A 332-nucleotide genomic window follows, 5' to 3' on the forward strand; every position below is an offset into this window, starting at 1 on the left:
GAGGCCTAGGACATCACCCTTTCACGGTGAGTACAGGGGTTCGAATCCCCTTGGGGACGCCAGGATTTAGTTGTAAAGTAAGAGTGCAGTGCTGAATGGGCCTGACAAGTCAGGCTTTTTTTGTTTCTGCAATATTGCTGCAGTACCGGGTCAGGATGCAATTAGTGCATTCAGGACAGATTTCTGTCCCCATCGTCTAGAGGCCTAGGACATCACCCTTTCACGGTGAGTACAGGGGTTCGAATCCCCTTGGGGACGCCAGATTCGCAAGCAGTAACAGGTCGGGATGCGGAATAGTGCATTCAGGACAGATTTTCTGTCCCCATCGTCTA

General features: G+C 51.2%; 1 tRNA gene. It reads left to right on the forward strand.

Going from position 1 to position 332, the window contains the following annotated elements:
- Positions 1 to 185: 185 nt before the first annotated feature.
- Positions 186 to 261, forward strand: a tRNA-Glu gene (locus NCG91_RS27905).
- The last annotated feature ends 71 nt before the right edge of the window (positions 262 to 332 follow it).

The sequence above is a fragment of the Janthinobacterium kumbetense genome (genome assembly GCF_023703445.1).
In the GTDB taxonomy this organism is placed as follows: Bacteria; Pseudomonadota; Gammaproteobacteria; order Burkholderiales; family Burkholderiaceae_D; genus Janthinobacterium; species Janthinobacterium kumbetense.